Annotated in this window: 12 protein-coding genes; 10 read left to right on the plus strand and 2 right to left on the minus strand. The window is 43.9% G+C overall.

The window, feature by feature from the left end:
• From ACTNC6_RS11540 to ACTNC6_RS11560, 5 genes are all read left to right on the plus strand, one after another.
• Entirely contained in the window at positions 1-675 is a 675-nt protein-coding gene (locus ACTNC6_RS11540) for a 2Fe-2S iron-sulfur cluster-binding protein (protein ID WP_441044157.1), read from the plus strand.
• Between the two features lie 15 nt (positions 676-690).
• Positions 691-2,304: an FAD-dependent oxidoreductase gene (locus tag ACTNC6_RS11545; protein WP_441044158.1), complete on the plus strand. Its 1,614-nt coding sequence runs from the start codon at positions 691-693 to the stop codon at positions 2,302-2,304.
• Between the two features lie 170 nt (positions 2,305-2,474).
• Positions 2,475-3,317: a fumarate hydratase gene (locus tag ACTNC6_RS11550; protein ID WP_144137122.1), complete on the plus strand. Its 843-nt coding sequence runs from the start codon at positions 2,475-2,477 to the stop codon at positions 3,315-3,317.
• 1 nt (position 3,318) lies between these two features.
• A complete protein-coding gene (locus tag ACTNC6_RS11555; RefSeq protein WP_441044159.1) occupies positions 3,319-3,885 on the plus strand; it encodes a Fe-S-containing hydro-lyase in 567 nt (188 codons plus the stop codon).
• A 321-nt stretch (positions 3,886-4,206) separates the two neighbouring features.
• Complete coding sequence (locus ACTNC6_RS11560; RefSeq protein ID WP_291817915.1) at positions 4,207-4,893, plus strand: YoaK family protein; 687 nt, start codon at positions 4,207-4,209, stop codon at positions 4,891-4,893.
• A gap of 84 nt (positions 4,894-4,977) precedes the next feature.
• Here ACTNC6_RS11560 and ACTNC6_RS11565 read toward each other — a convergent pair whose 3' ends face one another.
• Complete coding sequence (locus ACTNC6_RS11565; protein WP_441036045.1) at positions 4,978-6,483, minus strand: 4Fe-4S dicluster domain-containing protein; 1,506 nt, start codon at positions 6,481-6,483, stop codon at positions 4,978-4,980.
• Between the two features lie 302 nt (positions 6,484-6,785).
• Between ACTNC6_RS11565 and ACTNC6_RS11570 the strand changes: the two genes are divergently transcribed.
• The 4 genes from ACTNC6_RS11570 to spoIVA all read left to right on the plus strand — a co-directional run bounded on the left by ACTNC6_RS11570 (position 6,786) and on the right by spoIVA (position 12,406).
• Positions 6,786-7,265 (plus strand): complex I 24 kDa subunit family protein, encoded by a 480-nt coding sequence (locus ACTNC6_RS11570; RefSeq protein WP_118511367.1) that lies wholly within the window; start codon positions 6,786-6,788, stop codon positions 7,263-7,265.
• Positions 7,262-9,133, plus strand: a complete 1,872-nt coding sequence (locus ACTNC6_RS11575) for an NADH-ubiquinone oxidoreductase-F iron-sulfur binding region domain-containing protein (protein WP_441044160.1) — start codon at positions 7,262-7,264, stop codon at positions 9,131-9,133. The genes ACTNC6_RS11570 and ACTNC6_RS11575 overlap by 4 nt, the downstream gene beginning before the upstream one ends.
• Positions 9,134-9,148: 15 nt before the next feature.
• Positions 9,149-10,837 carry a [FeFe] hydrogenase, group A gene (locus tag ACTNC6_RS11580; RefSeq protein ID WP_441036041.1) on the plus strand — a complete coding sequence of 563 codons (1,689 nt, stop codon included), beginning with the start codon at positions 9,149-9,151 and terminating at the stop codon, positions 10,835-10,837.
• 99 nt (positions 10,838-10,936) lie between these two features.
• The gene (gene spoIVA, locus ACTNC6_RS11585) at positions 10,937-12,406 is read left to right on the plus strand and encodes a stage IV sporulation protein A (protein WP_441044161.1); all 1,470 of its coding nucleotides are present in this window, start codon (positions 10,937-10,939) and stop codon (positions 12,404-12,406) included.
• 13 nt (positions 12,407-12,419) lie between these two features.
• On the opposite strand, the gene ACTNC6_RS11590 is transcribed toward spoIVA, so the two are convergent.
• Positions 12,420-12,794, minus strand: a complete 375-nt coding sequence (locus ACTNC6_RS11590) for a NusG domain II-containing protein (protein WP_441036037.1) — start codon at positions 12,792-12,794, stop codon at positions 12,420-12,422.
• 237 nt (positions 12,795-13,031) lie between these two features.
• Between ACTNC6_RS11590 and ACTNC6_RS11595 the strand changes: the two genes are divergently transcribed.
• The gene (locus ACTNC6_RS11595; protein ID WP_441036035.1) at positions 13,032-13,907 is read left to right on the plus strand and encodes a phosphoribosylaminoimidazolesuccinocarboxamide synthase; all 876 of its coding nucleotides are present in this window, start codon (positions 13,032-13,034) and stop codon (positions 13,905-13,907) included.
• Positions 13,908-14,055 lie beyond the last annotated feature (148 nt).

A 14,055-nucleotide genomic window follows, 5' to 3' on the forward strand; every position in this document is an offset into this window, starting at 1 on the left:
ATGGAAAATAAGGTAAACGTATATTTTTTCGGTAAGAAATACAGTGTACCTGCAGAACTTACAATTATGACTGCCATGGAATATGCCGGTTATACATTGAAGAGAGGCTGCGGATGCAGACACGGATTCTGCGGAGCCTGTGCAACCATCTACAGAATCAAAGGTCAGAACGAACTGAAAACCTGTCTTGCCTGTCAGACAAAGGTAGAAGAAGGAATGTATGTAGCAAGCATCCCATTCTTCCCTACAGACAAGAGAACCTATAATATAGAAGAACTTCAGCCAAACCAGCAGGTAATGATGGAACTTTATCCGGAAATCTACAGCTGTATCGGATGTAATGCCTGTACAAAAGCATGTACTCAGGACTTAAATGTAATGCAGTACATTGCATATGCACAGAGAGGCGAACTGGAGAAATGTGCAGAAGAATCCTTTGACTGCGTAAGCTGCGGATGCTGTTCCGTAAGATGCCCGGCCGGCATTTCTCATCCAATGGTAGGTCTTCTGGCAAGACGTCTCACAGGTAAATATATCGCACCTAAGAGCGAACACCTTGAGAAACGTGTAGAAGAAATCCATGAAGGTAAATTTGATGACCTGATCGAGCAGATCATGCAGAAACCTATTACAGAGATGCAGGAACTTTATAACAACAGAGAAATTGAGAAATAAGGAGGGCGTAAGAATATGTATGCACCATATCCAGAAAATATGATGGAATCCATCAAAAAGGTAGAGGCTACAAGAGCAGAGCGTATGGCAACAGAGCCAAGACGTCTGACAGCAGATGAAAAAGACGCTCTTCTTCAGAAATTCCATCCGGATTATAATCCAGACGCATTTGCAGAGATCAAAGTCGGACCAAACAAAGGACAGAAAGCTCCTCTGGAACTGGCAGAAATGTTGCATTCAACCAGCCGTCTGATCAACGAAAAGATTGACCTTACAAAAATTGATTATGACGTAGACGTACTTGTAATCGGCGGTGGCGGTGCAGGTTCTTCCTGTGCCATTGAAGCCCACAACGCAGGTGCAGATGTTATGATCGTTACAAAGCTTCGTATCGGTGATGCCAACACCATGATGGCAGAGGGCGGTATCCAGGCAGCAGACAAAGAGAACGATTCTCCTGTACAGCACTATCTGGACTGTTTCGGCGGCGGACACTTCGCAGCAAAACCGGAACTGGTAAAGAGACTGGTAATGGAAGCTCCGGATGCGATCAAATGGCTCAACGACCTTGGCGTTGAATTTGATAAAGCAGAAGACGGAACCATGGTCACAACACACGGCGGCGGTACTTCCAGAAAAAGAATGCATGCTGCAAAAGACTATTCCGGATCAGAGATCATGCGTACCATCAGAGACGAAGTTCTGAATCTTGGTATTCCGGTCGTTGAATTTACTTCAGCCGTTGAACTTCTCAAAGATGAAAAAGGACAGGTTGCAGGTGCAGTTCTTCTCAACATGGAAACAGGAGACTATTCCGTTGCAAGAGCAAAAACTGTTGTAATTGCAACAGGCGGTGCAGGAAGAATGCATTATCAGGGATTCCCGACATCCAACCATTACGGCGCAACTGCAGACGGACTTGTACTTGGATACAGAGCCGGTGCTTCCCTTCTTTATCAGGATTCTATCCAGTATCATCCAACAGGAGCAATCTATCCGTCTCAGATCATGGGCGCTCTGGTAACAGAGAAAGTTCGTTCCGTTGGCGCACAGCTTGTCAATGCAAACGGTGAAGCTTACATCCACCCGCTTGAAACCCGTGACGTAAATGCTTCCGGTGTTATCCGTGAATGCGAAGAAGGCCGCGGTGTAGAAGTTCCTGGCGGACTCAAAGGTGTATGGCTTGATACTCCGATGATCGAGATCCTCGGCGGCGAAGGAACCATCGAAAAGAGAATCCCGGCTATGTTCCGTATGTACATGAACTACGGCATTGACATGAGAAAAGTTCCGATCGTTATTTATCCGACACTTCACTACCAGAACGGTGGTCTTGAGATTGACGGAGACGGATTCACAAAAGAAATCCCGAACCTCTTAGTTGCAGGAGAAGCAGCAGGCGGAATCCACGGAAGAAACCGACTGATGGGTAACTCTCTTCTGGACGTTATCGTATTCGGAAGAAATGCCGGTAAAAAAGCCGCTGCAAAATGCAAAAATGTAGAACTTGGCGAAATGAACCTCGATCATATCTACAAGTATGCAGACGAACTGGAGAAAGCAGGTTTACATACTGATAAAGTATCTCCGTTACTGCTTCCGAAGTATGCCCGTCACGAGCAGCGCTGATAAAAGGTCAGACAATCAGAATATAAAAGTTACTGTAACCAATATACGATAAAAATGTTCCGGTATCGGTGCCGGGGAATTGCCGTTACCGGAAACCTTTGATATAATGAAAAAGAGGATGTGTCATTGCTTAATGACATATCCGGAAATAGAGAAGGGAGCTTACCAGAATGCGTGAAGTAGAAGTAAGCAGACTTACAGATGTCATCGAAAAACTCTGTATCGAAGCAAATGAACATCTTCCGGAAGATGTAAAATGCGCCATCAAAACATGCCGCGCATGCGAAGACGGAGAGATTGCCAAGGGTATCCTTGACAATATTATTGAGAATTTTGATATTGCAGATAACGAGAACGTGCCGATCTGCCAGGATACAGGAATGGCATGTGTATTCCTTGAAATAGGACAGGATGTACATTTTGTTGGCGGAGATCTCACCGATGCGATCAATGAAGGTGTACGCCGCGGATACGACAAAGGATATTTAAGAAAATCTGTAGTAAAAGACCCGGTACGCCGTGGAAATACAGGGGACAATACACCGGCTATGATTTACACAGAAATCGTTCCTGGCGATAAAGTTAAGATCACAGTAGGACCGAAAGGTTTCGGAAGTGAGAACATGAGTCAGATCCGTATGTTCAAACCATCCGCAGGATTGCAGGGAATCAAGGACTTTATCCTTGAAGTAGTAGAGACAGCAGGTCCTAACCCATGCCCTCCAATGGTAGTTGGTGTTGGTATCGGCGGTACATTTGATAAATGTGCGCTTCTTGCAAAGAAAGCATTGATGAGACCACTGGATTCCCAGAATCCGGATCCATTTTATGCAGACCTTGAGAAAGAAATGCTTGAGAAAGTAAACAAACTTGGAATCGGACCTCAGGGATTTGGCGGAAAGACAACAGCCATCGGCCTGAATATCGAAACAATGCCGACTCATATTGCAGGTATGCCATGTGCAGTCAATATCAACTGTCATGTAACCCGTCATAAATCGGAGGTGATCTAAGATGGAAAGAAAGAAAATTACCCTTCCACTTACCAGAGAGCTGGCAAGAACTCTCCATGCAGGTGATCAGGTATTATTAACAGGTACAATCTATACATCCCGTGATGCAGGACATAAGAGAATGTGCGAAGCCCTTGCAAAAGGTGAGAAAATTCCGTTTGATCCAACAGATGCAACCATTTACTATGTAGGACCTACTCCTGCAAAACCAGGCAAAGTTATCGGTTCCGCAGGCCCTACAACCAGCGGACGTATGGATGCTTATGCACCGACGATGATGTCAGTTGGAGCAAGAGGAATGATCGGTAAAGGTGCCCGTCTTCCGGAAGTAGTAGAAGCCATGAAGAAATATGACGGTGTATACTTCGGAGCAATCGGCGGTGCAGGCGCACTTCTTGCAAAATGTATCAAGAAAGCTGAACTCATCGCATACGAAGATCTGGGAGCAGAAGCACTTCGTAAATTATATGTAGAGGATATGCCGCTTGTAGTCATCATCGACTGTGAAGGCAACAACCTTTATGAAGAAGGAAAAGCAGAATATCTCAAAGAACACGGAGATAAATAATTCTGCAGATACATAAAAAAATAACTTCCATATGCTGTAGCGATATACAGTGTATGGAAGTTCCTTTATATAACGAAAATAAACCGGATCAGAGAGCATCTGTGTTTTATCTGTTCCGGTGAATATTGGATTATATATATTGTATCCAATATATAAAAATCATATAAGCGATAATATGAATTATATCTTTTACATTTGACCTATAAACGTATAACATAAATAAACGGTAAAAGAATAAATGCAGCTATCTATACAGATGATAACAGCAAATAAACTTAAACGGGGAAAATCATGAAAGATCATAATCAACACGAGATACAAATGTCAGAAGCCTTTTTAAACAGTGCATTCCTGGCACTGTCGGGAGGGTTTCAGGATGCCTACACCTATAATGCAAGAAACGAAGTATTCTGTAATGCACAGACAGGAAACGTCGTTCTTATGAGCCAGCATTTCATGGCAGGAGAGCTGATGGCAGGACTGAGTTATTTCTTTCCAATCGTCTTTTTTGCATTTGGTGTATGGGTAGCAGAAAAAGTTCAGGCGAATTTCAAATATGCAAGAAAACTGCACTGGAGGCAGAGCATCCTGCTGGCAGAGATCCTGATCCTGTTTTCAGTAGGATTTATACCAACAGAATACAATATGCTGGCAAATGCCATGGCATCCTTTGCCTGTGCAATGCAGGTACAGTCTTTCCGCAAGGTAAACGGCTATTCCTATGCAAGCACCATGTGTATCGGAAACCTGCGCAGCGGTACTGCAGCTTTATCCGGATATTTCCGTGAGAAAAAGCCAAAACAACTGGAACAGGCAATGTACTACTTTGGAATCATCTTCATGTTTGCAGTAGGTGCAGGTATTGGCGGAAACTTATCCATTCACTTCGGAATCCGGATGATCTGGGTTTCCTGTGGATTCCTTACAATCAGTTTTCTGTTGATGTTCGTAGAAAAGTATAAACATTTTCATGAGGAACATGGACATAAAGAGCCACATCATTCCTGATTAATATTACAAAAAATAAAATGATAAATAAGAAAGCTGCCCGTAAAAAATATCAGTTTACGGACAGCTTTCTTATGTTTCATATTAGTTTAATTCAATCTCTTCCAGTTCTTTGGACGGAAGTTTCTCTGTAGAAGAAGCCAGATAACCTTTCAATGCTTTGGCAGCTTTTGCATACGGTGCATTGGTTCCGGCACCTCCCATACATCCACCAGGACATGCCATACCTTCTATCATACATCCGTTTAACTTACCAACCTTTGCCAGAGTCAGCATCTTCTTACATTCTGCCAGACTCTCCGCATGTTCGATATGTACCGGTATATCCGGATAATATTCCTTTAAGCATGCTTCGATTGCACCAGCAACACCGCCTGCAACTGCATATCCACGGCCTGCAGCAGTAGCATCATGCAGACTGGATGACGGTTCCATAGCAGCCGGATCAATTCCTTTCGCATCAAACAGTCCCCATAATTCCTCAAAAGTGATGACAAAATCAACATCACTTCGTACAGAATTACGCATAGCTTCCAGTTTCTTGGCTGCACATGGTCCGATAAATACAACATGTGCATTCGGATGTTCTTTCTTAATACTTCTTGCAGTAGCGACCATAGGAGTCAGCTCCTGGGAGATATTATCGATCATGGTCGGGAACTGCTTCTTTGCAAGCATGGACCAGGAAGGACAGCAGGAAGTGAGAAGAAATGGAAGATTACCTGTAGCAACCTCCTTTGCATAATGATGAGCTTCGCTGATGGCACCGATATCAGCACCAAGTGCAACCTCATATACTTTGGTAAATCCAAGTGCTGACAGTGCTGCATGGAATTTGCCCGGAGTTACCGCATCTCCAAACTGGCTGATATAGGCAGGTGCGATCTCTGCAATGATCTCAGTTCCTTCACGAAGTGCATGAGCCAGCTGGAAAATCTGGGACTTGTCAGAAATAGCTCCAAACGGACAGCTTACCATGCACATACCGCAGGAAACACATTTCTTATTATCAATCTGTGCACGGCCAAGTTCATCACTTCCAATTGCCTTTACACCACAAGCTCGTTCACACGGACGTTCTTTATGAGAAATAGCATCATATGGACAGACAGATTTGCATTTTCCGCATTTCACGCATTTTGTCTGATCAATATGAGATTTGCCGTTTACCATAGAGATTGCACCCTTTGGACAAGCCTGCATACATGGATGAGCCACACATCCTCTGCACATATTGCTTACCTCATACATATTAGGAGGACAGGCAGAACAGGCAGATGGGATAACCTGCATAAGCGGCGGTTCATAATATTTCTCATCAATATTGGAAGCTTCCACTCCATCAGTCAGATGAACTGCTTTATTCTCTGGACGAAGAGAAAGACCCATGGCCAGTCTTACACGCTCACTGGCAACTGCACGTTCACGGTAGATACTCTCACGGTACTGGGCCCGTTCCTGTACGATATTATACGGGATAGATTCAATATCATGGATCAGAGTATCATCAGTAGATTCAAAACCAAGTTTTGCCACTTCGGTGAAGATCTTTCGGCGAATCTGTTTTACTGGGGTATCAAGAGTTCTCATATTCTTTTGTTATCTCCTATAAATTTATTTCCGCGCTCTTTTAACGATAAAAATATATCAAAAAAGGAAGAAAATGTCATGTTTTTTATTTAACACACTTGTTAAAGGAATTGCGCATTTTTTACATGTAATTCAATGCAAAAATGAATTATATGTGAAAAACATCAAATAAATTCAGAAAAATGCAAATATGGTGTTGTGAAAAATGCATGTATAATGTATAATACAGACAGCACATATGTAAAAAGTGACTAAAGCAAAAATGCGGAGAGGTAAAAAACTAATTTTAAGGAGGGAATCGAATGTTAGACCAGTCTTATTACAAAAAAACGGATGAGATTATCGAACACTACGGACGAAAAGCGGCATCACTGATCCCGATCATGCAGGATATTCAGGCTGAATACCGCTATCTGCCGGGTGAACTGCTCACTTATGTGGCAAAAGAAATCGGAGTAAAAGAGGCGAAAGCCTACAGCGTAGCCACATTCTATGAGAACTTTTCCTTTGAGCCGAAAGGAAAATATGTCATTAAAGTCTGTGATGGTACAGCCTGCCATGTAAGAAAATCCATGCCTGTAAAAGAGGCGTTAATGAAAGAACTGGGATTAAGTCATAAGAAACATACCACAGATGATATGCTTTTTACAGTAGAGACCGTATCTTGTCTTGGTGCATGCGGACTTGCACCGACACTGACTGTAAATGATGAAGTACATCCTAAAATGACACCTGAGAAAGCAGTTGAACTTTTGAACGAATTGAGAGGTGAGTGCGTATGAGTATTAAGAGCAGGGACGACCTGTTAAACAAACAGGCAGAGGTAAATGAACAGATCAAATCCTACACCTGTCGCGTTCTTGTCTGTTCAGGGACAGGATGTATCGCATCCGGTGCCCAGAAGATTTATGATGAGATGGCAACACTCTGTGAGAGAATTGACGGTGTAACCGTTGAGATGCAGAAAGACGTGCCTCATGTAGGCGTAGTCAAAACAGGATGCCAGGGCTTATGCGAACTTGGACCTCTGATGAGAATCGAACCGTACGATTATCAGTATGTACATGTACAGCCGGAAGACTGCAAAGAAATCGTAGAGAAAACTATTCTGGAAGGTAAACCGGTAGAGAGACTGTTTTACAAGGATCATGACACTGTCTGTCCACATCCGGATGACATTCCGTTCCTGAATCAGCAGACACGTATCGTTCTGGAAAACTGTGGTAAGATCGATGCAGAATCCATTGATGAATATATCGCAGTGGGCGGCTATCAGGCCCTTGCAAAAGTACTGGGAGGAATGACTTCTCAGGAAGTCATTGACGAAGTGACGAAATCCGGTCTTCGTGGCCGTGGCGGTGCAGGCTTCCCGGCAGGTAAGAAATGGTCACAGGTTGCACGTCAGGCTGAAAAAACCCGTTATGTAGTATGTAACGGTGATGAAGGTGATCCTGGTGCATTTATGGATGGCTCCGTAATGGAAGGCGATCCATATAAGATGATTGAAGGTATGACCATCGCAGCTTACGCAGTAGGCGCAGAAGACGGTTATATTTATGTTCGTGCTGAATATCCTCTTTCTGTAAAGAGACTGAAAATGGCGATTGAACAGGCGGAAAAATACGGCCTGTTAGGTGATAATATTTTAAATTCCGGCGTAAACTTCCATTTACATATCAACAGAGGTGCCGGTGCTTTCGTATGTGGTGAAGGTTCTGCTCTTACCGCATCTATTGAAGGAAACAGAGGTATGCCTCGTGTAAAACCACCTCGTACTGTAGAGAAAGGTCTATGGGGTAAACCTACAGTTCTTAATAACGTAGAAACTTATGCCAATGTACCGAAAATCATTCTTGAAGGAGCTGACTGGTTCCGCACCATCGGTACAGAGGGAAGCCCGGGAACAAAGACCTTCTCACTGACCGGTTCTATCGAGAATACAGGTCTGATCGAAGTTCCTATGGGAACCACACTCCGCCACATTATCTATGATATTGGCGGCGGCTTAAAGAGTGGTGCAGCATTTAAGGGTGTTCAGATCGGTGGTCCGTCCGGCGGATGTCTGATCCTTGACCAGTTAGATGCACCTCTTGACTTTGATTCTGTTAAGAAATTAGACGCGATCATGGGATCCGGCGGTCTGGTAGTTATGGACGAGAATACCTGTATGGTAGAAGTTGCCAGATTCTTCATGAACTTTACTCAGCGTGAGAGCTGTGGTAAATGTGTTCCGTGTCGTGAGGGTACCAAGCGTATGCTGGAGATCCTGGAGAGAATTGTAGCCGGAAAGGGCGAAATGTCCGATCTGGATGAACTGGAAGAACTTGCAAACATGGTTCAGAACATGGCTCTGTGCGGACTTGGCAAGAGTGCGCCTCTTCCTGTAATCAGTACTCTCAAACGCTTCCGTGATGAATATGAGGAACATATCCGCGACAAGAAATGCCGCGCAAAAGTATGTACAGCACTTCGTCAGTTCCATATTAACCCTGAATTCTGTATCGGCTGCGGCAAATGCGCGAAAAACTGTCCGGCAGGTGCTATTTCAGGTAAGATCAAACATCCATACCACATCAATAACGATGTCTGTATCAAGTGCGGTGCATGTAAAGACAACTGTAATTTTGATGCGGTATACGTGGAAGCATAGAAGGGAGGATATACTATGGGCCATATGATAATTGACGGTAGAAAGGTAGAATTTACCGATGAAAAAAATGTCCTGTCTGTCATCCGCAAGGCAGGAATCAATATTCCGACACTGTGCTACCACTCAGAGCTATCCACCTTTGGAGCCTGTCGTCTGTGTACGGTAGAGGATGACAGGGGCAGAACCTTTGCCTCCTGTTCTGAGGAACCAAGAGACGGAATGGTGATCTATACCAATTCCGGTAAGATCAAGAAATACAGAAAACTGATCGTTGAGCTTCTTCTGGCAGCACATTGCCGTGACTGTACAACCTGCGTAAAGAGTGGGGAATGTATTCTCCAGGAACTGGCACACCGTCTGGGTGTCCGGGAAATCAGATTTGAGAATACCAGAGAGATCAGGGAACTGGATACCAGCTCGCCATCCCTGGTGAGAGATCCTAATAAATGTATTCTCTGTGGCAACTGTGTCCGTGCCTGTGAGGAAATCCAGGGTATTGGTGCCCTTGGATTTGCATTCAGAGGAACTGAGGCCATGGTAATGCCTGCATTTAATAAAAAGATTTCAGAAACAGAGTGTGTAAACTGCGGACAATGCCGTGTATTCTGTCCTACAGGTGCTATTTCCATTAAAACTCATATGGATGAAGCTTGGGAAGCTTTGGCAGATCCGGAGGTACGCGTAGTTGCCCAGGTCGCTCCGGCAGTCCGTGTGGCAGTGGGAGATCATTATGGTCTTACCAAGGGTAAGAGCGTAATGGGCAAGATCGTAAATGCTCTTCACAGAATGGGCTTTGATGAGGTATATGATACTTCCTTCAGTGCTGACCTTACGATTATGGAGGAGAGCGCAGAATTCCTTGACAGGATCAAAAAGGGCGAGAAGCTTCCGCTTCTTACTTCCTGTTGTCCTGCATGGGTGAAATTTATTACAGATCAGTACAAAGAATATATTCCAAATATTTCAACCTGCCGTTCCCCTCAGGGAATGCTTTCAGCAGTGATCAAGGAATATTTCCGTGATCCGGAGCATGCAGCCGGCAGGAAAACAGTTATGATCTCCGTTATGCCTTGTACAGCAAAGAAGGCAGAGGCAGAACGTCCCAATAGTTATACAGACGGAGAGAAGGATACAGATATTGTGATCACTACCACAGAGCTTCTCCGTATGATCGATAACTTTGGCATTGATTTTGCATCTCTGGAACCGGAAGCCTGCGATATGCCATTTGGCTTTGGCTCAGGCGGCGGTGTAATTTTTGGTGTGACCGGAGGTGTGACAGAGGCAGTGCTTCGCCGTCTTACCCCGGACCACAGCAAGGAAACCATGCGTGAGATCGCAGAATGCGGTGTACGAGGAGAGGAAGGTATCAAGGAATTTACTGTACCTTATGAGGGTATGGATCTTAAGATCTGTGTTACCAGTGGCCTGGCAAATGCCAGAAAGGTTATGGAGCAGGTAAAGAACGGTGAGAAAGAATATCATCTCATCGAAGTAATGGCCTGCCGCAGGGGCTGCATCATGGGTGGCGGACAGCCTACCAGAGCAGGTGACAGAACCAAATCCCTGAGGGCAAAAGGTCTGTACAATGCAGATAATACTACGATCATCAAGAAATCCGATGAGAATCCATTAGTTGTAGAGCTTTACAATGGACTGCTCAAGGGAAAAGAACATCATCTTCTTCACAACGAATCCTATTAAGGGTTTTGTATAAAAACAGGTGAATAATCAGCAGCCTCCGGGCATATCTTATAACAATACATGTGATTGTTTGTAAATATGCAAGGGGGCTGCTTTTATATGGAAAATTTTCAGATATACCGGGATATTCAGGCCCGTACCGGGGGGGATATATACATAGGTGTGGTGGGACCGGTACGAACAGGTAAATCCACTTTTATCCGGCGTTTTATGGAGATAGCCGCTCTGCCGCAGATGTCGGAGAGAAAGCAGGCAGAGATCCGGGATCAGCTGCCGCTGAGCGGTTCCGGAAAAATCATTACAACTGTAGAACCTAAATTCATCCCCAAAGAAGCGGTCAGCGTTTCTCTGGGCACAGAACAGAAGGTGAGAGTACGGCTGATCGACTGTGTGGGATTTCTGGTGAAGGATGCAGGGGGAAATATGGAGGATGGAAAGGAAAGAATGGTAAGAACACCCTGGTCGGAAAAAGCCATTCCTTTCCATGAAGCAGCCAGGATCGGTACCCAGAAGGTAATAGAGGAGCATTCCACCATCGGACTGGTGATCACTTCTGATGGTTCTTTTGGCGAACTGCCCAGAGAAAATTTTACAGAGGCAGAGGAGAAAACCATTCAGGAGTTAAAAAAACAGCATAAACCCTTTCTGGTGCTGGTCAATTCCCAGATGCCATACAAAGAAGCTGCCCAGAAAGCAGTATCTGAAATCCAGGAGAAATATCAGGTAACTGCCCTGAGTGTAAACTGTGATCAGCTTCACAAAGAGGATATTGCCCAGATCCTGGAAAAAATACTTTATGAATTTCCGGTAAGCCAGATTCAGTTTTTTATACCCAAATGGGTGGAGATGCTGCCTGCTGACCATGAACTGAAAAAACAGCTTCTGGAACAGATCAGGGAAAAAACAAAGCATCTGTTTCAGATCCGGGACATTACAAAAGAAGCCATACAGTTATCCGGACCTTATGTAAAGGATTCTCTGCTGGAGGATACAGGCCTGTCTGATGGTACTGTAAAGGTAAGGGTAAGGATACAGGATAAATATTATTACCAGATGCTCAGTCAGATGAGTGGGACTCAGATGGAAAGTGAATATGAACTGATCCATACCATAAGGGAACTGGTACATATGAAGGAGGAATATGTAAAGGTCCGGAATGCACTGGAAGAGGTAAGAGGCTCCGGATATGGGGTGGTAGTGCCCAGGCTGGATGAGATCGAAATCCAGGAACCTCAGGTTATACGCCAGGGCAACAAGTTCGGTGTAAAGATAAAGTCCAAAAGCCCGTCCATCCATATGATCAAAGCCAACATTGAGACGGAAATTGCGCCTATTGTGGGTACAGAACAGCAGGCAAAAGATCTGATCCAGTATATTGAAGAGAGCAGCCAGAGAGGGGAAAGTATCTGGGAGACAAATATTTTCGGGAAATCCATAGAACAGCTGGTGCAGGATGGCATCCGAAGCAAAATTGCGGCTATCAGTGAAGAAAGCCAGATAAAGCTTCAGGATACCATGCAGAAAATCGTAAATGACAGTAAAGGTGGTCTGGTATGTATTATTATCTGAGAAACAGGGCAGATCAGGTTACAGCGTCAATAGAGAGACCGTCATCTGACTGAGCACCTGCAGAGGCTTTGGTACCCTCTATCACAACCTTATTGGGAAGGCAGACGATGGTGCCGCCTTTGGAATCAATGGCATGCTGTTTCATACACAAATGATCCGGGCAGGTGGCTTCCGTCATACGGGCCTGCCCGTTTTTTATTTTGCAGATATTTGTATTGCCTATGGATATGGTCTGATCCTTTCCAAGAGAATAGGTGCCCAGTTTATTGCCATCTACAGTGATGGTGATATAGCCGTAGTGCCCTTTCTGAAAATGGTTAATGCCCAGCCAGAGGATCAGGGCCAGAACCAGAATTCCGCCGATAAATAAAGCTTCCTTTTTTTTCAAGAAAATACCTCACATTTCATAAATTTCAAGCCAGAGGTCAAATGCTTTTTACCTATGATATCTTGTAAAAAATTATAAGATATCATAACATGAAGAAAAAACAAAAACAATAGAGCATGTCAGGAAAAAGAATAATATGATAAAATTTGTGGAAGAATCTTGACAACCGGACTAATGTGGTGGTACGTTAATACAGAATCATTATAGAATACATAACGAAGATTGAGGTGCGAGAAAATGCAGGAATTAAAACCGATTAAAGAAGGTAAAGTACGTGAGATTTATGACAATGGTGACAGCCTGATCATGGTAGCAACTGACCGTATCAGCTGTTTCGATGTAATTCTGAAAAACCAGGTTACAAAGAAAGGCGCTGTGCTGACACAGATGTCAAAATTCTGGTTTGATTTTACAAAGGATATTCTTCCTAATCATATGATTTCCGTTGATGTAAAAGATATGCCGGAATTCTTCCAGCAGGAAAAGTTTGACGGAAACAGCATGATGTGCCGCAAGCTGAACATGCTTCCTATTGAGTGTATTGTACGTGGATATATTACCGGAAGTGGCTGGGCAAGCTATCAGGAGACAGGAAAAGTCTGTGGCATTCAGCTTCCTGAAGGTCTGAAAGAGTCTGACAAATTACCTGAGCCAATTTATACTCCTTCCACCAAGGCTGAGATTGGTGACCATGATGAGAATATCTCCTATGAACAGAGTATTGCCCATCTTGAGAAATACTTCCCGGGAAGAGGGGAGGAGTTAGCTTCAAAGCTTCGTGATAATACAATCGCACTGTATAAAAAGTGCGCAGAATATGCTCTGAGCAAGGGAATCATTATTGCAGATACCAAATTTGAGTTTGGACTGGATGAAGAGGGAAATATGGTGATCGGTGATGAGATGCTTACACCGGACAGCTCCCGTTTCTGGCCTGCAGACGGATATGAGGCCGGACATGGACAGCCATCCTTTGACAAGCAGTTTGCCCGTGACTGGCTGAAAGCTAATCCGGATAATGATTGGACTCTTCCTCAGGAAATCGTAGATAAAACAATCCAGAAATATTTCCAGGGCTATGAAATGCTCACAGGAAAGAAACTTGGAGAATAATTTCTGAGGGGTTTCCCTCATCAAAAAAATACTGTTGCATGCAACAGTATTTTTTTGCGTGTATTACGCGAATTATATAGAAATCAATTACATTTTTTGATACAATAAATAACAGAAAAATGAAAATGTAAAATAAAAAATCCAAAAA

This window comes from Blautia sp. HCP3S3_C4, from assembly GCF_052064095.1.
Lineage (GTDB): Bacteria > Bacillota > Clostridia > Lachnospirales > Lachnospiraceae > Blautia_A.

Coding starts and splice junctions, on each gene's coding strand:
- ACTNC6_RS11570 (WP_118511367.1), top strand. CDS start 6,786: ATGTTAGACCAGTCTTATTACAAAAAAACGGATGAGATTATCGAACAC.
- ACTNC6_RS11550 (WP_144137122.1), top strand. CDS start 2,475: ATGCGTGAAGTAGAAGTAAGCAGACTTACAGATGTCATCGAAAAACTC.
- ACTNC6_RS11560 (WP_291817915.1), top strand. CDS start 4,207: ATGTCAGAAGCCTTTTTAAACAGTGCATTCCTGGCACTGTCGGGAGGG.
- ACTNC6_RS11575 (WP_441044160.1), top strand. CDS start 7,262: ATGAGTATTAAGAGCAGGGACGACCTGTTAAACAAACAGGCAGAGGTA.
- ACTNC6_RS11565 (WP_441036045.1), bottom strand. CDS start 6,483: ATGAGAACTCTTGATACCCCAGTAAAACAGATTCGCCGAAAGATCTTC.
- ACTNC6_RS11595 (WP_441036035.1), top strand. CDS start 13,032: ATGCAGGAATTAAAACCGATTAAAGAAGGTAAAGTACGTGAGATTTAT.
- spoIVA (WP_441044161.1), top strand. CDS start 10,937: ATGGAAAATTTTCAGATATACCGGGATATTCAGGCCCGTACCGGGGGG.
- ACTNC6_RS11545 (WP_441044158.1), top strand. CDS start 691: ATGTATGCACCATATCCAGAAAATATGATGGAATCCATCAAAAAGGTA.
- ACTNC6_RS11540 (WP_441044157.1), top strand. CDS start 1: ATGGAAAATAAGGTAAACGTATATTTTTTCGGTAAGAAATACAGTGTA.
- ACTNC6_RS11580 (WP_441036041.1), top strand. CDS start 9,149: ATGGGCCATATGATAATTGACGGTAGAAAGGTAGAATTTACCGATGAA.
- ACTNC6_RS11555 (WP_441044159.1), top strand. CDS start 3,319: ATGGAAAGAAAGAAAATTACCCTTCCACTTACCAGAGAGCTGGCAAGA.